At 70.5% G+C, this 23,404-nt stretch carries 20 protein-coding genes; 8 read left to right on the top strand and 12 right to left on the bottom strand.

Going from position 1 to position 23,404, the window contains the following annotated elements; all coding sequences use genetic code 11:
* Positions 1-108 precede the first annotated feature (108 nt).
* On the top strand, positions 109-873 hold the full coding sequence (locus ACFVT5_RS20605) for an alpha/beta fold hydrolase (RefSeq protein WP_389889587.1): 765 nt from the start codon (positions 109-111) through the stop codon (positions 871-873).
* Positions 874-951: 78 nt separating this feature from the next.
* Here ACFVT5_RS20605 and ACFVT5_RS20600 read toward each other — a convergent pair whose 3' ends face one another.
* The 10 genes from ACFVT5_RS20600 to ACFVT5_RS20555 all read right to left on the bottom strand — a co-directional run bounded on the left by ACFVT5_RS20600 (position 952) and on the right by ACFVT5_RS20555 (position 14,579).
* Positions 952-2,163, bottom strand: a complete 1,212-nt coding sequence (locus tag ACFVT5_RS20600) for a glycosyltransferase 87 family protein (RefSeq protein WP_389889584.1) — start codon at positions 2,161-2,163, stop codon at positions 952-954.
* A complete protein-coding gene (gene mptB / locus ACFVT5_RS20595; RefSeq protein ID WP_389889579.1) occupies positions 2,151-3,632 on the bottom strand; it encodes a polyprenol phosphomannose-dependent alpha 1,6 mannosyltransferase MptB in 1,482 nt (493 codons plus the stop codon). The genes ACFVT5_RS20600 and mptB overlap by 13 nt, the downstream gene beginning before the upstream one ends.
* 167 nt (positions 3,633-3,799) lie before the next feature.
* Positions 3,800-6,604 (bottom strand): NHLP bacteriocin export ABC transporter permease/ATPase subunit, encoded by a 2,805-nt coding sequence (locus ACFVT5_RS20590; RefSeq protein WP_389890708.1) that lies wholly within the window; start codon positions 6,602-6,604, stop codon positions 3,800-3,802.
* A 64-nt stretch (positions 6,605-6,668) separates the two neighbouring features.
* Positions 6,669-8,891 (bottom strand): NHLP family bacteriocin export ABC transporter peptidase/permease/ATPase subunit, encoded by a 2,223-nt coding sequence (locus ACFVT5_RS20585; protein ID WP_389889577.1) that lies wholly within the window; start codon positions 8,889-8,891, stop codon positions 6,669-6,671.
* The gene (locus tag ACFVT5_RS20580) at positions 8,888-9,694 is read right to left on the bottom strand and encodes an HlyD family efflux transporter periplasmic adaptor subunit (protein WP_389889574.1); all 807 of its coding nucleotides are present in this window, start codon (positions 9,692-9,694) and stop codon (positions 8,888-8,890) included. The genes ACFVT5_RS20585 and ACFVT5_RS20580 overlap by 4 nt, the downstream gene beginning before the upstream one ends.
* Before the next feature lie 119 nt (positions 9,695-9,813).
* Positions 9,814-10,029, bottom strand: coding sequence for a type A2 lantipeptide (locus ACFVT5_RS20575; RefSeq protein ID WP_389889571.1), 216 nt, complete (start codon positions 10,027-10,029; stop codon positions 9,814-9,816).
* A 551-nt stretch (positions 10,030-10,580) separates the two neighbouring features.
* Positions 10,581-12,449 (bottom strand): AMP-dependent synthetase/ligase, encoded by a 1,869-nt coding sequence (locus tag ACFVT5_RS20570; RefSeq protein WP_389889568.1) that lies wholly within the window; start codon positions 12,447-12,449, stop codon positions 10,581-10,583.
* Between the two features lie 67 nt (positions 12,450-12,516).
* Complete coding sequence (locus ACFVT5_RS20565) at positions 12,517-12,744, bottom strand: hypothetical protein (RefSeq protein WP_389889565.1); 228 nt, start codon at positions 12,742-12,744, stop codon at positions 12,517-12,519.
* Positions 12,745-12,839: 95 nt separating this feature from the next.
* Positions 12,840-14,045, bottom strand: coding sequence for an MAB_1171c family putative transporter (locus tag ACFVT5_RS20560; protein ID WP_389889562.1), 1,206 nt, complete (start codon positions 14,043-14,045; stop codon positions 12,840-12,842).
* Between the two features lie 3 nt (positions 14,046-14,048).
* Entirely contained in the window at positions 14,049-14,579 is a 531-nt protein-coding gene (locus ACFVT5_RS20555) for a toxin-antitoxin system, toxin component (protein ID WP_389890705.1), read from the bottom strand.
* 188 nt (positions 14,580-14,767) lie between these two features.
* Here ACFVT5_RS20555 and ACFVT5_RS20550 point away from each other — a divergent pair, with 188 nt between their 5' ends.
* Positions 14,768-15,961, top strand: coding sequence for an RNA-guided endonuclease InsQ/TnpB family protein (locus ACFVT5_RS20550; protein ID WP_389889559.1), 1,194 nt, complete (start codon positions 14,768-14,770; stop codon positions 15,959-15,961).
* 66 nt (positions 15,962-16,027) lie between these two features.
* Here ACFVT5_RS20550 and ACFVT5_RS20545 read toward each other — a convergent pair whose 3' ends face one another.
* Complete coding sequence (locus ACFVT5_RS20545) at positions 16,028-16,711, bottom strand: helix-turn-helix transcriptional regulator (protein ID WP_389889556.1); 684 nt, start codon at positions 16,709-16,711, stop codon at positions 16,028-16,030.
* Between the two features lie 373 nt (positions 16,712-17,084).
* On the opposite strand from ACFVT5_RS20545, the gene ACFVT5_RS20540 reads away from it, so the two are divergent.
* From ACFVT5_RS20540 to ssuE, 3 genes are all read left to right on the top strand, one after another.
* Positions 17,085-17,756, top strand: coding sequence for a hypothetical protein (locus ACFVT5_RS20540; RefSeq protein WP_389889553.1), 672 nt, complete (start codon positions 17,085-17,087; stop codon positions 17,754-17,756).
* An 81-nt stretch (positions 17,757-17,837) separates the two neighbouring features.
* Positions 17,838-17,921, top strand: coding sequence for a putative leader peptide (locus ACFVT5_RS20535; protein ID WP_389890702.1), 84 nt, complete (start codon positions 17,838-17,840; stop codon positions 17,919-17,921).
* A gap of 182 nt (positions 17,922-18,103) precedes the next feature.
* The gene (ssuE, locus tag ACFVT5_RS20530; protein WP_389889550.1) at positions 18,104-18,679 is read left to right on the top strand and encodes an NADPH-dependent FMN reductase; all 576 of its coding nucleotides are present in this window, start codon (positions 18,104-18,106) and stop codon (positions 18,677-18,679) included.
* Positions 18,680-18,689: 10 nt separating this feature from the next.
* Here ssuE and ACFVT5_RS20525 read toward each other — a convergent pair whose 3' ends face one another.
* Entirely contained in the window at positions 18,690-19,094 is a 405-nt protein-coding gene (locus tag ACFVT5_RS20525; protein ID WP_389889547.1) for a hypothetical protein, read from the bottom strand.
* A gap of 68 nt (positions 19,095-19,162) precedes the next feature.
* Here ACFVT5_RS20525 and ACFVT5_RS20520 point away from each other — a divergent pair, with 68 nt between their 5' ends.
* The 3 genes from ACFVT5_RS20520 (at position 19,163) to ACFVT5_RS20510 (ending at position 23,374) form a co-directional block, all read left to right on the top strand.
* Positions 19,163-20,515, top strand: a complete 1,353-nt coding sequence (locus ACFVT5_RS20520) for a 6-phospho-beta-glucosidase (protein ID WP_389889544.1) — start codon at positions 19,163-19,165, stop codon at positions 20,513-20,515.
* 154 nt (positions 20,516-20,669) lie between these two features.
* Positions 20,670-21,689, top strand: a complete 1,020-nt coding sequence (locus ACFVT5_RS20515; protein ID WP_389889541.1) for a LacI family DNA-binding transcriptional regulator — start codon at positions 20,670-20,672, stop codon at positions 21,687-21,689.
* 269 nt (positions 21,690-21,958) lie between these two features.
* Positions 21,959-23,374, top strand: coding sequence for an extracellular solute-binding protein (locus tag ACFVT5_RS20510; RefSeq protein WP_389889538.1), 1,416 nt, complete (start codon positions 21,959-21,961; stop codon positions 23,372-23,374).
* Positions 23,375-23,404: the final 30 nt, after the last annotated feature.

Below are 23,404 nucleotides of genomic sequence, written 5' to 3'. Positions count from 1 at the left end.
CCCACCCGTACGTCCAGTCGTGGAGGGCATCACGGCATCGGGGCTCAAGTCGTGAGGGGGTGGCCGGACACGGCCTGGTGCGCGTAGGCGCTGTATAGGATCTTTCGGATGACGCTCTCTCATGACGTGGCCGGCGACGGCCCCGCCCTGGTGCTCTTGCATTCCGGGGTGTGTGACCGGCGGATGTGGGATGCCCAGTGGCTGCCCTTGATCGATGCCGGTTACCGGCTGGTGCGCTGTGATCTTCGGGGCTTCGGTGAGACTCCCGCGCCGGACCGACCTCACAACGACGCCGAGGATGTGCTGACCCTCCTCAACACCGTGGGCATCACTCAGGCGGCACTGGTGGGGTCCTCATTCGGCGGGCACGTCGCTCTGGAGATCGCCGCGCGGTGGCCGGACCGGGTCAGCGCCCTCGCGTTGATCTGCTCCGCCCTTCCCGGGCATGAACCTTCCGCCGAACTGAACGCGCTCGGCGACCGCGAGGAAGCACTGATCGAGACGGGCGACATCGCCGGCGCGACGGAACTGATGGTCGAGACCTGGCTCGGTCCGGAGGCCGACGAGACCGCCCGCGAGGCGGTACGCCGGATGCAACGGCACGCCTTCGAGGTGCAGATCGCCGCTGCCGAGGCGTTCGAGCCGATCGAGGCCGAGATCGATCTGGCGGCAATCCTGGCTCCCTGCCTCGCCGTGTCGGGCGCGCATGACCTGGCGGACTTCCGACAGATCGCCGCCCAACTGCCGGATCTGCTCGCCAACGCCGACCACGTCGAGTTGCCTTGGGCAGGTCATCTCCCCAACCTGGAACGCCCATCGGCCGTCACCGACCTACTGATCGACTTCCTCAAGGACACCGTCCCCACCAATTGATTCCGCCCGCGGTTCCCCTGTCACGCGGCGTCGGTGCTGGAGATCCTGGGCAACACCGACCCGTTTCTGCACGCCCACCTACGCGGCGCGATCGGCTCGGAGTTGGACGGGCTGCGGTCCTGACGCGCCTGTCCGGCTGGGCATTTCCCTCAGGGGGAGGAACAAGAGCAATGCGGCGCACAGCCATACATACGCGTTGCTGCCCAGGAAACCCGTCACCCCCGCGAAGTCGAAGCGCCACAGCCACACCAGGCTGCTGCACAGGAGTACGTGGGCGCCCGCCGCTGCCAGCAACAGGCCCCGGCGGCGGGGCTGTCGCAGGCCCGCCTCTGTCAGTGCGATCAGTGCCGGGACCGCCCAGACCAAGTGGTGCACCCAGGTGATCGGGCTGATCAGGCAGGCCAGGAGTCCGGTCAGGGCAACGCCCGTCCTGTCGTCGCGCCCTGCGGCCCGTACTCGCCGCGCCCAGACGGCCAGCAGGACCGCGACCCCCACCGCCCACACCGCCCGGCTCGGATGGGACGGGTCGAAGTAGCGGGCCACAACGCCCTGCCACGACTGGTTCGAGACGTAGGTCAGGTCGCCCACGCGGGTCGTGTCCCACAGGGCCTTCGTCCAGTAGTAACGCGACGCGTCCAGGTCCGCCCACGCCGCCAGCACCGTGCCGCCGACCGCCACCGACGCCGCGACAAGGGCCGCTCGGCGCCGCCGGGTCAGCAGCAGGTACCCGATGAAGACGACCGGCGTGAGCTTGACGGCCGCCGCGACGCCGATACCGATCCCCGCGTACCGCGCGAACCGTGTCGACAGCAACCGCACATCCGCCAGCACCAGGGCGAGCAGGATCAGATTGACCTGACCGAAGGTGAACGTGTCGTGGACCGGTTCAAGGAGCAAGAAGAGACAGACCGCCAGCACCACCGCGAACCAACCGCACCACGCCTGCCGACGGATCACGGGCCACACCAGCCAATACAGGACGGCCGCCGACGCCGCCACATTCAGCGCCACACTGACCATCACGGCCAGCGGCCAGTTCACCCACGCCATCGGCAGCATGCACACCGCCGCGAACGGCGGATACGTGAACCCGTACCGCGTACCCGGCACCACGAAGTCGTAGAGACTGCCGCCGTCATGGACCCAGTACCCCACCGCACCGTCGTACACCGCCAGGTCGAACCACTCGCGGAACAACGGCACCGTCACCAGGAAGACCCCCGTCGCCGCGACCGCGAGTACCGCCAGCGCGATACGGCCACCGGTCGTGCGCCCCGTCACCGGAGCCACGCCGACAGGGTCCCGCCGGGACGCAGCGTCGAGGCCGACGACGGAAAGGAAGACGACGGGAAGGACGGGGTGAGTCGGGCCTGTAGCAGTGCCAGGGCGGCCAGTACCCCACCGGACACCGCGAGCACCAACTGCGCCTGATCGGGCGCGAATCCGCTAGGCAGCACCATCAGCGCGAGGACGGCGCACCCGCCCGCGACCAGCCGCCGTACCGGACTGTCGGGTGTCGCGGCGGCGATCAGGAACAGCCCCCAGAGCAGGTACCAGGGTCGGGTCGCTGGGCCCAGGAAGGCCACCGCCAGCAGACTGAGCCCCAGTGCGTGCACGGGTACGGTGCGGGGTCTCCGTAGCCAGATGAGGAGCACCGCGACCCCGGTGGCGCAGAGCCCGAGCAGCCGGAACGCGGGCAACGCGAGCGGCGCGAGTTCGCTGCCCGCGCCTTCCAGGACGGACCCGGCGAGCCGCCCGAGGATACTCGTCAGGGACCAGTTGTCCGGTGACGCGGGCGTGCCCAGGGCGGTGAGCCAGCCGTATCCGGTGCCGGTGACGGCGGTCGCCGCGGCCGTCGTGGCGAGCCCGACCGCGAGGGTCGCCGCACCGGCCCGCCACCACCGGTACCGGCCCGTGAGATGCCCCGCCCACAGCACCGCGACCGCGACGAGCCCCAGCGCGGCGGGCGCCTTCACCAGCGCGGACAACGTGACGAGTACCGCGCCGGGCAGCGGACGGCCGCCGAGTACCGCCACCAGACCGACACCGAGCAGTCCGAGCATCACGGCGTCGTTGTGGGCACCGGCCACCAGATGCAGCAGGAGCAGCGGGTTGAGCCCGCCGAGCCACACCGCGGCCCGGGGATCCGTACCGCAGCGGCGGGCGAGCGCGGGCAGCGCCGCCACCATCAGGGCCACGCCGAGCAGCGCGACCAGCCGCATCCCGAACAGGCCCACCGACAGCTCCGAACGCGACACCTCCGCTATCGACGCGGCAAGCCCCACCGCCACCGGTCCGTACGGCGCCGGAGTGTGCTGCCACAGTGGCGCCACCTCGGAGGCGAAGGGGCCGCCGAGCTGGGCCGGTCCGTACGCGTACACGTCCATGTGGGCGTCGGCCATCGCACCCTGCGCGAGATAGCTGTACACGTCCCGGCTGAACAGGGGCGGCGCGATGAGCAGGGGAGAGGCCCAGATCGCCAGGGTCAGCAGCAACGAGCCCTGCGACGGCGGCTGCGGACCGCGTACCGCCCGGCCCATCCGCCACCACGCCGTGATCAGCAGGACCAGGCCGAAGTAGGCACAGACCAGCCCGAGGCTCGCATGTCCGGACGCGGGATCGAAGGTGTCCCGCAGCGGCAGGGCACCCGCCGTCGCGCCGCCCGCCGAGAGCACCGTCGAGCCGATCAGCCCGAGCAGTTGACAGCGGCGTACATCGACGGAGGGGACGGAGGAACCGGACGAACCGGTGAAACCCATGGCCAGCACCCGCCGAAGCCTTCCAAGCGCCTCTGGCGGGAAGACGAAGGGAGCGTCACCGGAGGCATACCGGCGTGTGTCCGGAGTGTGAAGTCACGCCCCACGCGAGCCGCAGTGTCAAGTCACGCCCTACGCGAGCCGCAGTGTCCGGAGTGTGAAGTCACGCCCTACGTGAGCTGGCGCCGCACCAGTTCCCGCAGTCGGCCCCCCGGATCCGCGAGCAGCGCCGCCGGAGGGCCCTGTTCCGTGACCCGGCCCTCGTCCATCACGATCACCCGGTCCGCGTCCATCACCGTCGACAACCGGTGCGCGATGACGATCCGCGTCGCTTGCAGCGCACGGGTGCTCTCGATGACCGTGCGCTGCGCCTCGTTGTCGAGGGCGCTGGTGGCCTCGTCGAAGTAGAGGATGCGCGGACGCCGGATCAGCGCCTGCGCGATCATCAGCCGCTGACGCTGCCCACCGGAGACCGCACTCCCGCCCGCGACGATGGTGTGCAGCCCCATCGGCATCCGCCGGATGTCCTCGGCGAGCCCCGCCATCTCGGCCGCCTCCCACGCCTCCTCCTGCGTGAACGGCTCCGTGCCGCAGATGCAGTCCAGGATCGACCCGGTGAACGGCTGCGCGTGCTGAAGGACGACACCGCACTGCCGGCGCACCGCGCCCTGGTCGAGCGCCGCGAGATCCTGCCCGTCGTACAGCACGCTGCCCGTGACCGGCCGGTCGAAGCCGATGAGCAGCCGCAGCAGCGTCGACTTGCCGCAGCCGCTCGGCCCGACGACCGCCACGAACTCGCCGGGCCGCACCTCGAACGACACATCGTCCAGGACCAGCGGACCGTCGTCCGCGTACCGGAAGGACAGCTTGCGGGCCGCGACCGCGCCGGACAGGACACCCGGCCGGGTACTGCCCTCGCTCACCTCGGGCGCCGCGTCGAGCACCGGCCTGATCTCCTCGAACATCGGCAGCGCGGCGGCGGCCGACACCAGCGCCCCGGTGACCTGGGTGGCCGAGGTCAGCAGCATCGTCATCGCGGTGTGGAAGGTCAGGAAGGCACCCGCCGACATCGAACCCCGGGCCGGACCGGCGAGCAGCATGAACATCAGCAGCGAACAGGCCGGCAGATACAGCGCGCCCAGCACGGTCGTCAGGTTCTTGATCCGGCCGACGCGCTGCTGGAGTTCCCGGCTGCGCGCGAACTCGCCCGCCCACGCGGCGTACGCGTAGTTCTCGGCCGCCGCGACCCGTAGCTTCGGCAGCCCGCGCAGCGTCTGGAACGCCTGGTTGTTCAGCTTGTTGGAGAGCACCACCAACCGCCGCTGCCAGCGCACCTGCCACAGCCCGAGCCCGAGGAACACGGCCGCGATCACGAGCAGCATCCCGATCGCGGCCAGGGCGAGCGGCACGCTGTACATCAGCAGCAGCACCAGGTTCATCACGCCGACGGTGCACGCCTGCACGGCCACCGGACCGATCCCGCTCAGCAGCCGGCGGATCGCGCTGACACCCATCGCGGCACTGGCCAGCTCACCCGTGGACCGATCCGTGAAGAACTTCGTCGGCAGCCGCAACAGCCGGTCCCACACGGCGGGTTGGAGCGTGCTCTCGATCCGGCCCTCCATCCGCAGGATCGTCAAGTTCTGCAGCAGCAGGAACCCCGCAGTCACCACACTGCTGATCATCACCGCGAGACACACCTGCGCGATGAGCCCGCGCTCCGCGTCCGGAACGAACGTACCGAGCACCTGGCCCGTCGCGATCGGGACGAGCGCGCCGAACGCGACGGTCACCAGACCGCTCAGCGCGAGGCGCCGCACATCGGCCCCGGTGCCGCGCAGACTGAACCGCATCAGCCCGAGCGGGCCGAGCCGCCGGTCCGGCAGCGGCCGGTACAGCAGATGCGCGCGCGGCTCGAACTCGTCGGCGTTGTCCTCGCCGATCCGGGTGCGTCGCCCGGACAACGGGTTCACGGCCTCGTACCCGCCGCGCCGCCACAGCAGCGCGACCGGGCTCCCGCTCGCCGCCCGGTGGCCCACCAGCGACCCGGTGTCCTCACGCCACCAGCGGCCGTCGAGCCGTACCACCCGGGTACGGACCCGGGACGCCACGGCGACCTGTTCGACCGGCGGGGTGCGGTCGTCCAGGGCGCCGCCGCGCGCGGGTTCCACGATCCGGATCCCGGCCGCCGCGCCGACGAGTCGGCACGCCGCGTAGGTCGCGTCGTCCGAACGGGACCGCTCACCGCCGCGCGGCAGCCGGCCGCCGGGGCGCCCCGGCCGTCCGATGGAGTCGATCAGGGTCCGGTCGGCCCGCTCACGTACCGCCTCGCCCGCCTTGATCCCGGCCGCCGCGCGGTCCTCGTGGACGCGTTCGAGCTGCTCGATCCACCGGTCGAGGGCGGCGAGCAGGCGGTGTTGCTGGTCGACCATGCCCTGCCACAGGACACCGTCGACCAGCAGATCCCCGGCGGCGTCGGCACTGTACGCACCGCCGTACGCCACGCTGCCCGGCGGCACCTCCATCCACAGCACGTCGGCCGCCGTCGACGGCTCACCGGGGCGTCCGTCGAGCGGTGCCTCGAAGAGGATGCCGAGGGTGCGGCCGACGCCGAGCGCGAAGGCGTACTCCAGCGGACTCGCCACCGGCGCCGGGGCACCGTACTCGGGTGGCCGGTACAGCTCCCGCAGCGGAATCCGGCGCAGCACACAGCCCCGCAACGGACGGCCGACCAGCGTGTGTTCGGGGCCGTCGACCGGGCCGAGGAGCAGCGAGCCCGGTTCGAGCCGGCCGAGGAAGTGCCAGTGCCCGCGCACCGCCGCGTCCACCGCGAACAGGTCCATCGCGCCCTCCTGCACGAGCCACAGCACCAGCGGCCCCTCCAGGGACAGGCTCGGCAGACCGGCGCAGTCGACGGGTGTGCCGAGCCCGCCCAGGGCGCCGAGCACCAGGTCGGTATCGCCCGCGCCAGCCACGGCGGGCTGCGATTGCGACTCCGGCTGTGATTCCGATTGTGGCTGCGGCTGTACGGAGGTCACGTCACCGCTCCCTGACCAAGTCGGCGTATGGGCCACCGGCGGCGAGCAGTTCGTCGTGGCGGCCCCGCTCCACGACCACCCCGTGCTGGAGCACCACGATCTCGTCGCTGTCCCGGACCGTGCTCAGCCGGTGCGCGATGACCACACAGGCACAGCCGCGCCGCCGCAGATTGTCGATGACGACCTGTTCTGTCTCGGCGTCCAGCGCGCTGGTCACCTCGTCCAGGACCAGCACACTCGGCCCGCGCACCAACGCCCTTGCGATCTCCAGGCGTTGACGCTGACCGCCGGAGAAGTTCCGGCCGTCCTGCTCGACCCGGCTGTGGATCCCGCCGGGCCGCCGCGCCACCACGTCGTACAGCGCGGCGTCCCGCAGCGCGTCGAGTACGGCCTCGTCCGGGATCGACGGATCCCACAGCGCGACGTTGTCCCGTACGGTCCCCTCGAACAGGAACACGTCCTGGTCCACGAACGACACCGACGCGGCGAGCGCGCCCCGGGACAGCTCGTCGATCCGCTGCCCGTCGATCCGGATCGTGCCCTCCCACGGGCTGTAGAGCCCCGAGATCAGCCGCGACACCGTCGACTTGCCGCTGCCCGAGCCGCCCACCAGCGCGACCTGCTGCCCCGGACCCACCGACAGCGAGAACCCGGTGAGCAGCGGCTTGTCGAGCGGGCTGTAGCCGAACGTGATGTTGTCCAGCGTCACATGACCCGCCAGCCTGCGGGTACTCGCCGCGGCGCCGGGGCGCGCGTACAGCGAGTCCGCGGGGAAGTTCTCGACATCCTTGAGCCGTGCCACGTCCGCGGCGAAGTCCTGGATACGGCCCGCGACGCCGTTGAGCCGCGTGATCGGCGCGGTGAACCGGGTGACCAGCGCCTGGAACGCGACCAGCAGACCGATCGAGATCTGCCCGTCGACCGCCCGCAGCCCACCGATCCACAGGATCAGCGCACTGTTCAGCGTCGCCAAGGTCGGCGCCACCACGCCCAGCCACGCCGTCGGCACCCCGAGCCGCTGCTGCTCGTCCAGTGTCACCGCGTGCTGCCCCGCCCACCGCCGGAAGTAGCCGTGCTCCCCGCCGGTCGCCTTCATCGTCTCGATCAACTGGAGCCCGGTGTACGAGGTGTTGGTCAGCCGCGCGACATCGGCCCGCAACTTCTGGGTACGGGTGGCCCGCAGCCGTACCACCCAGCGCATCGCCGCCACGTTCAGCAGCGCGACCGCGACCCCGACGAGGGTGAGTTGCGGGTCGTACGTCCACAGAAGCACCGCGTAGAGCAGCACGACGACGGCGTCCACGCCGGCCGCCGTGAGGTCGCGGGCCAGGGTCTCGGCGACCGCGTCGTTGGACTGCAACCGCTGCACCAGGTCGGCCGGACTGCGCTGCGCGAAGAACGTGACCGGCAGGCGCAGCAGATGCCGTAGGAAACGGGCGCTGGTGAGGGTGGACGAGATGAGTCGGCCGCGCAGCAGATTGCCCTGCTGGAGCCAGGTCAGCACGGCGGTCAGCGCCACCATCGCGGCCATTCCCGCGAACAGCACGCCCAGGAGCGAACTCTGACCACCGATCAGGAACTCGTCGATGTACGTGCGGCTGAGCGCCGGGACCGCCGCGCCGACCGCGACCAGGAGCAGACTCGCGAGCACGGCGGCCGGCATGGTGCCCGAAGTGCCGCTGAGCCGGCCCGGGATACCGCCCAGCACCCCCGGCCTGCGCCCGCCCTTGCGGAAGTCGTCGTCCCGCTCGAAGACCAGGACGATCCCGGTGAAGCTGGTGTCGAAGTCCTCCATCGACACGAAACGGCGGCCCTTGCCGGGGTCGTTGATGTGCACACCGCGCCGGCCGAAGCGGCGCCCCATGCCGTCATAGACGACGTAGTGGTTGAAGTCCCAGAACAGGATCGCGGGCGCGGGCAGTCCCGCCAGCGCGGCCGTGTCCATCTGCATGCCCTTGGCCCGCAGACCGTAACTCCGCGCCGCCTTCAGCAGATTGCCCGCCCGCGATCCGTCGCGCGACACACCGCAGGCGATCCGCAGCTCCTCCAACGGCACATGCCGACCGTGGTGGCCGAGGACCATCGCCAGCGCGGCGGCACCGCACTCGACGGCCTCCATCTGGAGCACCGTCGGAGTCCGTACGGCCTTGGCCTTACGGGGCTTGGGCGCCCTGCGGGAGCGGGATGCGGAGACGCGCGGTCCGGCCGCGCGCGACCCGGTCACGGCAGCAACCAGTCGATCGGGCGCCGCTCGGCGAGCCGGACCGCGCCGGTGGCCCGGGTCATCGAGTCGAGCGCGTACGGGGGACCCTTCGGGGACGACCAGCGGTAGCCGGACTTCGTGCCGGACACGGGGTCGAGGCGGACCAGGATCGCGACGGGCGCACCGCCCCGCGAGAACTCGTCACCGAGCTGGCCGTCCCCGAGGAACGCCGTGATCTGACGCCGGGTCTGCTGGCTCCGGCCGACCGCCTGCACGGTGCCACGGACGGTGCCGTACGAACTGCTCGGCACCGACTGGACGGTGACATCGACGGCCGCGCCGACCGGGACCGTCGTGGCGCTGCCCGCCGGTACGTACAGCACCGCGAGGAGCGGGTCGGCGGCGCCCTCGACCCGTTCGACGGTGGCGACGTCGGCGCCGGTCCTGACGACGGCGCCGATCGCGACGGCCATCCCGGTGACCCGGCCCGCCGCGATCGTCCGGACGACCTTCTCGCCCTGCGCGGTACGGACCTTCACCAGGGGCGCGTCGGCGTCGAGCCGGGCCCCCTCGCGGGCGAGGACGCCGGTGATCTGACCCGCGTACGGGCTCTGGAGCACGTAACTGCCCTGCGCGTGTGTGAGGACGCCGGGTGCGCGCAGCGTGGTGGAGACCGTGCCGGTCACCGCCCAGACCGACGCGGCGGCCATCACCAGGACGGTGACGGCGAGGACGAGCCGGCCCTGCGGCCGGGCCAGCCGTACCGGCAGATCGAGTTCCTCGGGGGACTGCAGCTTGGCGAGGGCCTTCTGACGGAACTGCACGGCACGCTTTCCCTACTGACCGGACGCGGAACGGCGTACGGCACGCTTCCCCGAATCGCTGACAACGGACGTGAGTCCCGGAACCTGCCGGTTCCGGGACTCACTGCGCACGGTGCGGCTCAGAGACCGGCGACCAGGCCCGCGACGGGGGCCGTGTTCAGGCCGGTGACGCCCTCGGCGATACCGGTGACGGTGCCCAGGGTGGCCGAGACCGGGAGAACCGAGTCGGCGGTGCCGGTCACGGTGGTGAGGACACCGCCGACGAGGCCGCCCGACACGTTGTCCAGGTCGCTGTCGGAGATTTCGGCGGTCTCGACCTGGGGAGTGAAGTTCATGATGTGAGTGCCCTTCGTGTGGAAATTCCTGAGCGGTTACGGCGGACTGGGGGAAATGTGTCGCGCCGCGTACAGCGGTCGTCATCACGACGAATTCGGGAAACCCGTTCGGGTGACTCCCGCATGCCGAGGATCCAAGCACGGCGGCGCGCCGGGCTGCCAATCCCAGGAACGCCACGAACCGCCTCGCGGTGCGTCTCATTTCGCTCCGGTGCAGGACCGTCCACGAGTTGGTGGCCGCCTCTTCACGGGATCTGCCGACCGCGAGGGGTGTACGGCGCGGCGGACCGATTTGCAGAAAGGACACTCCCGCACCAATGGCGCGACGGCCGGAGAAGGGGTTCGGACCTTTGCTCGATTCCGTGCCCGGTGTGGGCAATCGGTGTGCAGATTCGCTGGAGGCGTTTTGCCCTCGATCTGCATGTGGACGCGCGGTGACACTCTCATTGCGGAGTGCTTTTCTTTGGGGTGAGATATGCGCGGCGTGAGATGCACCCGGCGGTGAGACAGGTCCGGCGCGTGATCCAGCGCTGTGTGGCCCGGCGCGTGATTCAGCGCTGTGTGTACAGATCCTTGATCTCGCGTGCGTACGCCGACACGATCGCGTGGCGTCGCAGCTTCAGGGACGGCGTCAGCATCCCGTTGGTGAGGCTGAACTCGCGGGGCAGGATGCGGAAGGCGCGGATGGACTCGGCGCGGGACACCCCCGAGTTGGCCCGGCTCACCGCCCGCTGGATGAGCGCCCGCAGATCCCGGTCGTCGGTCACCTGGTCGATCCGCGACTGGGGGCGCCCGGTGAGCTTCTGCCAGTGCGCCACGGCCTCCGGGTCCAGGGTGATCAGCGCGGCGATGAAGGGCTGGTTGTCGCCGACGACCACGCACTGGGAGACCAGGGGGTCGTCCTGGAGTTCCTCCTCCAGGGCGAGCGGGGCCACGCTCTTGCCGCCGCTGGTGATGATGATGTCCTTCTTGCGGCCGGTGATGACGAGGTAGCCCTCCTCGTCCAGATAGCCGAGGTCGCCGGTGGCGAACCAGCCGGCACGGAACACGGCCCGGGTCGCCTCGGGGTCGTTCATATAGCCCAGGAACACATTGTCGCCGTGCACCCAGATCTCGCCGTCGCCCGCGATGTGCAACGAGTTGCCCGGCAGCGGACGGCCCACGGTGCCGAACTTGACGGCGCCCACGGGCTGCGCGGTGCATCCGCCGGAGGTCTCCGACAGGCCGTACCCGTCGTAGACCGTGATCCCCGCGCCCGCGAAGAACAGGCCCAGATGACGCCGGAGCGTGGAGCCGCCCGACACCGCGTACCGTGCCCGGCCGCCGAGCACCTCGCGGATCCTGGCGTACACCGCGTGGTCGTACAGCGCGTGCTGCATCTTCAACGCCGCACCGGGACCGGGACCCTTGCCCTGCTGCTGGCGCTCGACCGCCTCCGCGTACCGCACCGCGACCGAGGTCGCCTTGTCGAACAGGGCGAGTTTGCCCGCGAGTTCGGCGTTCCTGCGGGCCTGCTGGAAGATCCGCTCGAAGATGTACGGCACCGCGATCAGACAGGACGGGCGGAAGGTCGCGAGCGCGGGCAGCAGCGACTCCGGCGCCATCTCCGGCTGGTGCCCGAGGCGGATACCGCAGCGGATCGCGGCGACCACCACCATCAGACCGTACACATGCGCGGTCGGCAGGAAGCTGAGAACAGAGCGTTCGCCGTCGGCGCCGGTCAGGATGGAGCGCCAGCCCGTGACGAGCGTGTCGCACTCGTGCGCCAGGTTCCGGTGGGTGATGAGACAGCCCCGGGGGTGGCGGCCCGTGGTGCCCGAGGTGTAGACGATGGCGGCGATCTGCTGCGGGCGCACGGCGGAGCGGTGCCGGCTGACCAGGAGGTCCGGCACCTCGGTGCCCTCCTCCATCAGCTGGCGTACGCAGCCGGAGTCCATCTGCCATATCCGCGAGAGCAGGGTGAGTCCGTCGCAGACGGCGCCGACGGTCATCGCGTGGTCCTCGTTCTCCACGACGACCGCCGACACCTGGGTGTCGTGCAGGATCCAGCGCACCTGCTCCGCCGACGACGTCGGGTACACCGGCACGATGCGGGCGCCGACGGTCCACACGGCGAACGCGAACAGCGTCCACTCGTACCGCGTGCGGGACATCACGGCCACGCGGTCCCCGAAGCGGATGCCGTTCGCCAGCAGGCCCTTGGCGACCGCGAGGACGTCGTCCCGGAACTCGGCCGCCGTCACCGGATACCACTCCTGCGCGGGCAGCTCCTGTGTGGACGGCCCCTGTGTGGACGGCCCCTCCACGCGGCGCGACACCTGCACGAAGTCCGGGGTTTCCAGGGCCACTTGGAAGACCGAGTCCGCGAGCCCTCCCGAAGCGAGCGGCTCCACCAGGCGCGGGCTGCTGATGTCCCTCACCACGGCCCCCTTCCCCCCTGCGATCCCTGTCAGAGCGTGACACGGAACACATCTGCCGCGCTCGGGATCACCCGGATTGGCGACACGAACCCTTCAGCAGGTCGAAGAACTCCGCCTCGTTCCCCACGAGTCCCGCGTCGGCCAGGGCCCGTTCGGCGTCGGCGAGCACTCCGTCGGGCACCAGCGGCGGGCGTCCGCCGAGGGGGGCGTCGAGGGTCGCGCGTACGGTGTGGAGCAGGCGCAGATACGCCTGGACGGCGGTGCGTTCACGGTCGGTCAGCACGGCGGTGGGCATCGGTCGTCTCCCCGGGTCGGCTTCGCTGGATGATGCGTACGGACCAGCTTGCCCGGCACCACTGACAATCCGGTGTGTTCGGCGCGCGGCCGGAGTTATCGGGTCGGCTCGTGGGCGCCGGCGGACCGGGCGACAGCTGCCGCGCGGGCCGCCGCCACGACCGGGGACCGGCTCAGGGCGAGGGACATCCCGACGAGATCGCGGGGCTCCTCGCCGGACGGAATGTCCGGCGCCGACGCCCCGGCCACCTGGAGGACCGCGCCGTCCGGATCGGCGCCACGCGCACGTACCGCCGCCGTCACCATCACTGCGTCGGCGACGGCCTGCGCGCGGACCGGATCGCCGCCACCGGTCGCGGCGGCGGAGTACGCGTCGGCGCGTACCCCGGCGTCGAAGTAGGGACGCAGGCCGAGCAGCCCGTCGTGGATGTCGGACTCGCGCCGCGTGACGAGGAGTTCGGCGGACGCCCGCCAGGACATCCGGACCGGCCGGGCGCCGTACGGCGTGACCGTCCGCAGTTCGTGCCAGAGCGGGCCGAGCCGCCGGTACGTGGCCCAGTTCTGCCACCGGTCCGTCAGGCGCCGGCCGACCAGCGGGAGACAGAAGCCGACGGCACTGACCAGGGCGCCCACCGAGGCGAGGACGGGTGCCGCATAGGTGCTCAGACCGTCCAGGTCGCCGCCCGCCCAGCGCGCGAACACGGCGGTGAACTTGGTCGCCAGATAGGCCAGGTTGAACAGATAGCCGACCACGATCACGACGAGCCCGGTCCGCAGCCACCCCCGCACCCGCAGCGACCACCGCAGACACAGCACCGTCATGCCGACCCCGGCGACGGTCAGCGCCGCCAAATACAGCACGATCATCTCGCGGACGTACGGCGTGCGGACGTAGTACGTGTCGAGGTCCCGGAGCCGTTCGGTCGGCGTGTCGCCGAGCAGGAACAGCACCGCGATGGCGACGACCACCGCCGTGTAGCCGCCGATCCAGCGGCGCGACACGCGCCGGGTCACCTCGGCGGGGCCGCCGCGCCAGTTGACGATCAGGACCAGACAGGACGCGCTGAACGCGCTAAGCAGGCAGTAGACCAGCGGCGCCGACACATTGGTGATGCCGGTGATCCGGTTGACCCGCTCGATCGTCGGGGGCGCCGCGAAGAAGAAGACGGCACTGGCGAGCGCGAGCAGCGCGCACACGGACCGCAGCAGAGGATCACGCCGGGCGCGCAGCAGCGACGGCAGCTTGAACGCGAGCGCGAACCCCATCGCCGCCGCCGGGATGTAGTAGTCGGGACCGTTCACGCCTCAGCCTTGCGGCCCTCGATAGCCCAGGGACGCCTCGATGCGTCCGGCCAGACCGTCCCGTGGCGCGGGCCCGCGCGACGCCGAACCGGCCAGCCACCCACGGCACTTGCTGGCGAGCAGCAGCCCGAAGCTCTCGGCGTCCTCCTCCTCGGCCGCGTCGGAACGCGAGCGGGCCGCGACCGTGTGGACGGTCGTCCCCAGGTCGGCCCCGTCGGTGAGCAGCCGGGCGGCGACGCCCGTACCGTCCACGTGGTGACCGTGGTGGCCCGCGTTCATGTGCCACAGCTCATGGCCGAGGATCACCAACTGGTGGTCGGGCGCCGTGCGTTCCTCGATGACGATCAGGTCCTGGTCGGCCATGTCGAGCCAGAGCCCGCTGGCGGTGCCGGGCGGGAAGGCGGCCATCCGGTGGTTCACCGGGCGACCCCGGCGCCTGCTCATCGCCGCGCACAGCGCGGTACGCAACTCGGCGGCGGGCACCGGGCCGTCCAGGGCCAGTTCGGCGATCAGCTCACCACACAGCCGACGCATCTCCCTGTTCTTCCGCGAGGTCTCGCGCGCGTTCATCTGATTGCCTCCGTGGATACTCCGGCGTTAACGCCGGAGAGGAAACGGGCGCCTGCGGAGCAGGGCAGGGAGAGCCGGTTCGCTGTCAAGGCGGATCGGCGTCCACCACCAACTGCGAGTTTTTCACAAGTTGCCATGCTAGCTTGTGAGATATGACCACTCGTCACGTGAAGCGGGCGTTCAAGTACCGCTTCCGTCCGACCGATGCGCAGGCAGCAGAGCTGTCGCGCACGTTCGGGTGCGTGCGGAAGGTCTACAACATGGCACTGGAGGCCCGTACGCGGGCCTGGCAGCGGGGCGAGCGGGTCAACTACAACGCCACGTCGGCGATGCTGACGGCGTGGAAGAAGACCGAGGAGCTGGCCTATCTGTCTGAGGTGTCGTCCGTACCGCTTCAGCAGTGCCTTCGGCATCTGCAGGGCGCGTTCGTCAACTTCTGGGAGAAGCGGGGCAGGTATCCGCGTTTCAAGGCGCGGAAGAAGTCGCGCCGGTCGGCCGAGTACACCTCCTCCGCCTTCCGCTACCGCGACGGACGGCTGACGCTCGCCAGGATGCGTGAGCCGCTGGACATCGTCTGGTCCCGGCCGCTCCCGGAAGGAGCGGCGCCTTCGACCGTGACGGTCTCGCAGGACAGTGCGGGCCGCTGGTTCGTCTCCCTGCTGTGCGAGGACCCGGCCGTCAAGCCGCTCCCGGCAACGGATGCGGCGGTCGGCATCGACGCGGGCCTGGACCACCTGCTGACCCTCTCGACCGGTGAGAAGATCACCAACCCCAGGTATGAGCGCAAGGACCGTGTCCGCCTGGCGAAGGCCCAGCGGAACCTGTCGAAGAAGGCCCCGGGATCGGCGAACCGGGACAAGGCCCGGCGCAAGGTCGCCAGGATCCATGCCCGGATCGCCGACCGGCGCCGCGATCACCTCCACAAAATCACTACCCGGCTCGTGCGTGAGAACCAAACGCTCGTGATCGAGGATCTGACCGTGCGTAACATGATCAGGAACCGGAAGCTCGCCCGCGCCATCAGCGACGCGGCGTGGTCGCAGTTCCGGAGCATGCTGGAGTACAAGGCGACCTGGTACGGGCGCGAGGTGATCGCCGTGGACCGGTGGTTCCCCTCGTCCAGGCTGTGCCACGCCTGCGGCGCTTTGCGGGAGAAGTTGCCGCTGAACGTCCGTACCTGGACGTGTGGCTGCGGAATGACCCATGACCGGGACGTGAACGCAGCCGTCAACCTGCTTGCCGCCGGACGGGCGGTCCAAGCCTGCGGAGCTGGTGTAAGACCTCAACGGAGTTCTCCGGACGGGCAGTCGGCGATGAAACAGGAAATCTCACGGCGCGAGCCGTAGGAACCTCCCTCCTTCAGGAGGGAGAACGTCAACCGCCTGCTCATCTGCTCGTCCGTTCCCGCCCCGTCAGGAGTCCGCCGAAGGTCCGGACGGCCTGACGCTCTCCAGGAGCATGTCGAGCCACTCCGTGACCTTGTCGCGGTGCTTGTCCGTGGGCAGTTGGGCCGCCCGCCAGGCGATGCCCCGTACACCGTGGTCCTGGAGCAGCCGCTCCAGGGCGTCGTCCGTCTCGTCCCGGGTCGTGGGTGCCATGTCGCTCTCGTGGTCGGCGAGACGCTGGAGCAGTTCCTGCTCGGTGAGCTGGAGCGCGAAGCCGAGCGCGTCGGCGTCCTCGGCGGTCAGGAACCCCGCGTGGACGCCGAAGAAGCGCTGGATGGCGGCGCAGTGCTCCATCGTGGGCCGCCGGTCGCCGTTGATGAGCGCGCCGGCCTGCTGACGGGACATGCCCGCGCCGTCGGCGATCTCCTGCTGGGTCCACCGGCGGCCGTTGGGCTTGATACGGGTCTGGCGCAGCAGGTCGAAGCGTTGCAGGAAGCGGGCCTGGAGATCGGGTTCGCCCGCGGCCCTGCCGTGCAGCAGATCCTGCACGACGTCCTCGGGGACACCGGACTCGACCGACAGACGCGTCACGTCGAAGACCCCGGAGTGGCGGACGCCGAGGCGTTCGGCCAGCGCGGAGACGCGAGCGACGACACCCGGCAGCGAGCCGGGCGGGGCCGCGCCACCCGGCACCGAGAAGTCATCCGTCACCGACAGAACTCCTAGAACGACAGATCCCACGCGAGCGGGTCCCTCGCGAACAGGTCGTGCGGGTCGACCCCTTACGGCGGATCACTCACAGTTGATCACTTACGGCGGAGCACTTGCGGAGAAGTGGTGAACGACGGGGTCATCCGCCGAGCAAGGGGCAGGGTGGAGACTAGCCCTTCTCGCCCGAGGCATCCAGGTCTCGCCACAACTGTGGCGTATTTCAGCCGTCAACAGTCGTCAAATGCCACGATAGTTGACACGCTTCCGCCCGGGGTAGCACGATCGCCACGGTATGAGGGTGGTGTTCCGTGTCCACCCGCCGTGTCGCACGACCAGCGCTCGCCGTCAGAGCCGTAAGAGGGGTGACCACCCGATGGCATTCGAGGCAGAAGGGCGCCGACCGGCCTGGGGGAGCACTCCCGCCAGACCGGAGGGCCGGGCCTATCTCCAGGACTACGCCGCCCTCCTCGACGCCGTCTCCTTCCCCTCCGTCGTCATCGACCACCGCTGGGACGTGCTCCTCGCCAACCGCGCCTACGACACCCTGTTCGCCGGCATAGGACCGCACCCCACGGCGATGCCGCGCGACAACCTCCTGCGGTTCGTGCTCTTCCACCCCGACGCCGGTACCGTCCTCGCCGACCACGAGGCGAGCTGGTGCCTGCCGATGCTCGCGTACTTCGCGGACGCGATCGAGCGGCACCCCGACGACGAGGAGCTGACGGCGATCCGCGCGGCCGTCGCCGACGACCCGTTCATGGACGCCGCCTATCAGCACGGTGTACCGCACTGGATCCGCTCGGTCGGCGCCGAAGCGGTCCTCCCCGACGGGTCGCTGCGCCCCCTGCGCCACCCCGACCCGCGCTGGGGTCTCACGCACTGCCGCATCGTCGGCGAGGCGCCCACCACGCTTCAGGCCATGGGGTACTCACGGCTCACCCTGGTCCTGCGGGAGCCGAGGCGCGCCCCGGACATCCGCCGCACGTCCCGACGCGCACGGCGCGGTACGGGGCATCTGCGGGCTGTTCCGGCGAGCGAGAGCTGACGCGTAGCGCTCCGCGGGTTGGGCGAGGGTTGGCGGTCGTCTTCTTGACCGGTCCGACTCGTCCCTGATTTGATCGGTGGCATGACCATGCGACTGGACCTCACGCGACGACGCCACGTCGACCTCGCGCGTGTCTCCAGCTCCTTCTGTCGCGGCTCCGCCTGACGGTCCGTCGCCCGGCGCCCCCATGACGGGGCGCCCCGCGCGGCCGTCCCTCATCCCGTTACGCCGCCGAGCGCCGGCGTACGGGCGTGGCCCCGCTCCTTCCCCCGGCGTGCAGCGCGCGCCGACCTCCGCCCCGCCCGGGACGTCCGGCTCCGTACGACCGATCCCCGAAGGGTCCGCCCATGGCCACCGTCCTGTCCGTCTCCGGAAGCCCCTCCGCGACCTCCCGCACCGCCAAGCTGCTGCGCCATCTCGACACCAGGATCCGGGCCCAGGGCCACGAGGTGATCCCGCTGGATGTACGCACTTTGCCCCCGGAGGCTCTGCTCGGCGCCGACTTCGGGCACCCCGCGATCGTCGAGACGACCGCCCTGTTCGCGCGGGCCGACGGCGTCGTGATCGGCACCCCCGTCTACAAGGCCGCGTACTCCGGGCTGCTCAAGTCCCTCCTCGACCTGCTGCCGCAGTACGCCCTGGAGGGCAAGACCGTGCTGCCGCTCGCTACCGGCGGCACCACCGCGCATGTCCTCGCGATCGACTACGCGCTGCGGCCCGTCCTGACCTCGATGGGCGCCGACCACATAGTGCAGGGCTGGTTCACGCTCGACCGGCAGATCACCGTACGCCCCGACGACACCATCACCCTGGACCCGGACGCCGCCCAGGCCCTGGCCCAGGTCGTCGACCGGTTCGCGGCGGCAATCGGTCCGACGGCGGAGAACACCCCGATCGCACCCCGGCTGGCCGCCGCCGGCTGACCGGGCGGGGTCAGCGGACGACGTCCACGAAGACCGGGTTCGTGCAGAACTTCGTGCAGAACCAGGTGTCCGGCCAGGGGGCGCCGCCGCGCGGCGGGGGGCGGGGGGCGGGAGCCATCGAACCGTGCTCCGGGCGACGGTCGCCGACGGACCGGTCGCGTCCGCCGCGCGAGCCGGTGGCGGTTCGGCGGCGGTCGGGACCACCGGGTGCCACGGCCGGCCGGGGCGGTGCGCCGTTCGGAGTGGCCGACCGTCGCATGATCCCGTACGGCCCCAACTCCCTTGTGAACCGGGCCTGAAGGCATGACGGCGAGCGGGTGGCCGCGCCGGGGGACCCGTGCCGTACCGCCGCCTCGCGTACCCCTGATCCGTCCTCGTACCGCCGCGCCGCCCCCTCCTGCGCCCGGCCTGTCACCCCCTGCGCGATAGTGACGGCAGCGGCACCTGACAAGGTGCGGAGACAGGCGTAAGGGCGGTACTCGCGTGAAACTGACGATTCTGGGCGGCGGCGGCTTCCGGGTGCCCCTCGTGTACGGGGCGCTGCTCGGCGACCGGGCGGACGGCCGGGTCACCCGGGTCGTCCTCTACGACACGGACCCGGCCCGGCTCACCGCCGTCGCCCGGGTCCTCGCCGACCAGGCCGACGGCGTACCCGAAGCGCCCGCCGTCATCGTCACCACCGACCTCGACGAGGCCCTGCGCGGCACCGACTTCGTGTTCTCGGCGATCCGCGTCGGCGGTCTCGAAGGCCGCGCCGCCGACGAACGCGTCGCCCTCGCCGAAGGCGTACTCGGCCAGGAGACGGTCGGCGCCGGCGGTATCGCGTACGGGCTGCGCACCCTGCCCGTCACGGACCACATCGGGCGCCGCGTGGCGGCCCTCGCGCCGGACGCCTGGTTCATCAACTTCACCAACCCGGCGGGCCTGGTCACCGAGGCGATGTCCCGGCACCTCGGCGACCGGGTCATCGGCATCTGCGACTCCCCGGTGGGCCTCGGCCGCCGTGTCGCGCGGGTGCTCGGCGCCGCCGACCCGCACTCCGCCGGGATCGACTACATCGGCCTCAACCACCTCGGCTGGCTGCGCGGCCTCACCATCGACGGCCGCGACCAACTCCCGCGTCTCTTCAGCGAACCGGGCCTGCTCGACGGCTTCGAGGAGGGCCGGCTCTTCGGCGCCGACTGGCTCCGGTCCCTCGGCTCGGTGCCCAACGAGTACCTGCACTACTACTACTTCAACCGCGAGACCGTCCGTGCCTACCAGCAGGCCGAGTTGACGCGTGGCGCCTTCCTCCGCGACCAACAGGCCCGGTTCTACGCCGGGTTGACCGATCCGGCCGCGCCCGCTCTGGCCACCTGGGACGCTGTACGGGCCGAGCGCGAGGCCACCTACATGGCCGAGAGCCGTGAGGCGGCCGGCGCGGGGGAGCGGGACGAGGCGTCGCTCACCGAGTCCGGCGGATACGAGAAGGTGGCGCTCGCACTGATGCGGGCCATCGCACGCGACGAGCGCAGCACGCTGATCCTGAACGTTCGCAATCGCGGAACACTCGCCGCCCTCGACGCCGACGCCGTGATCGAGGCGCCGTGCCTGGTCGACGCGAACGGCGCGCACCCGCTGTCGGCCGCCCCGCTCCCGGACCACGCCACGGGTATGGTGACCGCCGTCAAGGCCGTCGAACGCGAGGTGATGGCCGCCGCCGCGTCCGGGTCACGGGCCACCGCCGTGAAGGCGTTCGCGCTGCACCCGCTGGTCGACTCGGTGTCGGTCGCCCGCCGTCTCGTGGACGGGTATCTCGCGGTGCATCCGGGGCTCGCGTATCTCAGGGAGCGGTAATACGCCGGAGAGCGGTAACGCATCGGGAAGCGGTAGCCACGCGGGCGTACGGCGGTTGGCGACGGCACGAGGGTTGCGTACCACCGCAGAACCTTGTCACGCTGGGACACACAGGACGCAAGCCGCTTGCAGGGTTTGCGCTACTCTTGCGTGTATGACGCGACGACTTGCTCAGGTGGCGAAGAAGGTAGGGGTCAGCGAGGCCACGGTCAGCCGGGTCCTCAACGGGAAGCCGGGCGTCTCGGAGGCCACCCGGCAGGCCGTGCTCACGGCCCTGGACGTCCTGGGCTACGAGCGGCCGACCCAGCTGCGCGGTGAGCGGGCCCGGCTCGTCGGCCTGGTGCTGCCCGAACTCCAGAACCCGATCTTCCCGGCGTTCGCAGAGGTGATCGGTGGGGCGCTCGCCCAGCAGGGCCTCACCCCCGTGCTGTGCACCCAGACTAAGGGCGGCGTCTCGGAGGCGGACTACGTCGAGCTGCTGCTTCAGCAGCAGGTGTCCGGGGTGGTCTTCGCCGGTGGTCTGTTCGCCCAGGCCGACGCCGAGCATGGGCACTACCAGCAGCTCGCCGACCGCAAGGTGCCCGTCGTCCTCATCAACGCGTCGATAGAGCGCCTGGATTTCCCCTGTGTCGCCTGTGACGACGCCGTCGCCGTCGACCAGGCGTGGCGCCATCTCTCCTCGCTCGGGCACGAACGCATCGGCCTCGTCCTCGGCCCGGCGGACCACATGCCGTCCCGGCGCAAGCTCGCCGCCGCCGAGGAGTGCGCCCGCGCGGCCGGCGGGGAACTGCCCGAAGAGGCTGTGGAGCGCGCCATGTTCTCTCTTGAGGGTGGCCACGCCGCGGCGGCCCGCCTGCTCGACAAGGGCATCACCGGCATCATCTGTGCCAGCGACCCGCTCGCCCTCGGCGCCGTGCGCGCGGCCCGCAGGCGCGGCCTCGGCGTGCCGAGCGACATCTCCGTCGTCGGGTACGACGACTCGGCGTTCATGAACTGCACCGAGCCGCCCCTGACGACCGTGCGCCAGCCGATCGAGGCGATGGGCCGTGCCGCCGTCGAACTGCTCGCCGCGCAGATCCAGGGCGGTGTCGTACCGCCCGGTGAACTCCTCTTCGAGCCCGAGCTGGTGGTCCGCGGCTCCACCGCGCAGGCCCCGCATCCGGCGTACAACTGACGGTCACCCCCTGTTCAGCGGGTGCGAGGGGCCCCCTTGTCGGCGGAGTGTCGTACCGCCCGCAAGGGGGCCTCGGTACGTCCACAACCCGACCGTGCCCGCCTGCATCTGGCTGTCAATCTTTTGCGAAATTGGCGCGAGATCTTGCGGACATGTGTCGGTGGTGGTTGAGTGTGCGGCGCCCCGGCCGATGATTTCAGGCGTCGGCCTTCCTGCGGTTGTCCGACAACCGTGGGGCCTTCCACGCACATGCCCGAAGGGGACCACCGATGAGAAGCACTTGGTTCCGCCGTACGTCTCGCACCTCCGCGGCCTCGGTCGTCGCCGCGCTCGCCCTCGCCTCCCTCGCCGCCTGCGGCACCAGCAGCAGCGACAACAACGACGACGACGGATCGAAGGGCGGATCCACCGACGCCACGGCCCCGTTGGACCCGAAGGCCAAGGTCTCGCTGACCATCGACTGTATGCCGCCGACCGCGAAGGCGGCGGAACTGAAGGAGTGGAAGGAGGACGTCAAGGAGTTCAACAAGAAGTACCCGAACGTCACCATCAACGGTAAGTCGACCCCCGGCCAGTGCGAGGAGCCCGCCCGCTTCACCGCGCAGCTCAAGGCCAAGTCGCAACCGGACGTCTTCTACACGTACTTCACCGATCTTCAGCAGGTCCTCGACAACGACGGCGCCGCGGACATCACGGACTACGTCACAGCGAAGACGGTCCCCGCCCTCGACAGCATCGACCCCAACGTGCTGAACGTCCTCAAGAAGGACGGCAAGCTCTACGGCCTGCCCACCAGCAACTACACCATGGGTCTGCTGATCAACCGGGGTCTCTTCGAGAAGGCCGGACTCGACCCCAACACGCCTCCCACGACCTGGGAAGACGTCCGTACCGCCGCCAAGAAGATCGCCGGACTCGGCAACGGCATCTCCGGCTACGGCGAGTACAGCGCCGAGAACACCGGCGGCTGGCACTTCACCGCCGCGATGTACAGCCTCGGCGGCGATGTCGTGACCCCGGACGGCACCAAGGCCGCGTTCAACAACGACACCGGCAAGCAGGTCGCCCAGCAGCTGAAGGACATGCGCTGGAAGGACGACAGCATGGGCAAGACCCAGCTGCTGAAGTGGGGCGACCTCCAGAAGCAGATCGCCTCCGACAAGCTCGGCATGTTCCTCGCCGCGCCCGACGACATCACGTACATGGTCCAGCAGCTCGGCGCCAAGTTCGAGAACTTCGGCATGGGCCCGATCCCCGGCGGCAAGGCCACCCTGTTCGGCGGCAACGACTACATGATCAAGAAGGGTTCGTCGCCCGACAAGATCAAGGCCGCCATCGCCTGGCTCAACTTCAAGAACCTCACGCCGGACCAGGGCCAGTTCAACTGGGCGCGCACCAAGGCGGACAAACTGCCCGTCGGTCTGCCGCAGCCCAACTTCTTCACCGGTGACGCCAAGGCGAAGGACCTCCAGTCCCGCACCGACAACGCCACCATGCCGGTCGAGAACTTCAAGACCTTCATGGACAACCCCGTCCAGGGCAAGGCCGAGCCGCCGAAGGCGCAGGAGATCTACAAGGTCCTCGACAATGTGATGTCCGGCGTACTCACCAACAAGAACGCCGACATCGACAAGTTGCTCTCCACCGCGGAGAAGCAGGTCAACCAGGTACTGGCCAACCAGTAGGCCGATCCGCCCGCGGGGGAGCAGTCACGC

The sequence above is a fragment of the Streptomyces sp. NPDC058001 genome, from assembly GCF_042886315.1.
GTDB lineage: Bacteria > Actinomycetota > Actinomycetes > Streptomycetales > Streptomycetaceae > Streptomyces.
This window is presented reverse-complemented; position numbering and strand designations above follow the sequence as displayed.

Excerpts from the sequence above, each read along its gene's own strand:
- mptB (WP_389889579.1), bottom strand. The coding sequence starts at position 3,632 with ATGGGTTTCACCGGTTCGTCCGGTTCCTCCGTCCCCTCCGTCGATGTA.
- ACFVT5_RS20555 (WP_389890705.1), bottom strand. The coding sequence starts at position 14,579 with ATGCGTCGGCTGTGTGGTGAGCTGATCGCCGAACTGGCCCTGGACGGC.
- ACFVT5_RS20550 (WP_389889559.1), top strand. The coding sequence starts at position 14,768 with ATGACCACTCGTCACGTGAAGCGGGCGTTCAAGTACCGCTTCCGTCCG.
- ACFVT5_RS20540 (WP_389889553.1), top strand. The coding sequence starts at position 17,085 with ATGGCATTCGAGGCAGAAGGGCGCCGACCGGCCTGGGGGAGCACTCCC.
- ACFVT5_RS20515 (WP_389889541.1), top strand. The coding sequence starts at position 20,670 with ATGACGCGACGACTTGCTCAGGTGGCGAAGAAGGTAGGGGTCAGCGAG.
- ACFVT5_RS20535 (WP_389890702.1), top strand. The coding sequence starts at position 17,838 with ATGACCATGCGACTGGACCTCACGCGACGACGCCACGTCGACCTCGCG.
- ACFVT5_RS20605 (WP_389889587.1), top strand. The coding sequence starts at position 109 with ATGACGCTCTCTCATGACGTGGCCGGCGACGGCCCCGCCCTGGTGCTC.
- ACFVT5_RS20565 (WP_389889565.1), bottom strand. The coding sequence starts at position 12,744 with ATGCCCACCGCCGTGCTGACCGACCGTGAACGCACCGCCGTCCAGGCG.
- ssuE (WP_389889550.1), top strand. The coding sequence starts at position 18,104 with ATGGCCACCGTCCTGTCCGTCTCCGGAAGCCCCTCCGCGACCTCCCGC.
- ACFVT5_RS20510 (WP_389889538.1), top strand. The coding sequence starts at position 21,959 with ATGAGAAGCACTTGGTTCCGCCGTACGTCTCGCACCTCCGCGGCCTCG.
- ACFVT5_RS20575 (WP_389889571.1), bottom strand. The coding sequence starts at position 10,029 with ATGAACTTCACTCCCCAGGTCGAGACCGCCGAAATCTCCGACAGCGAC.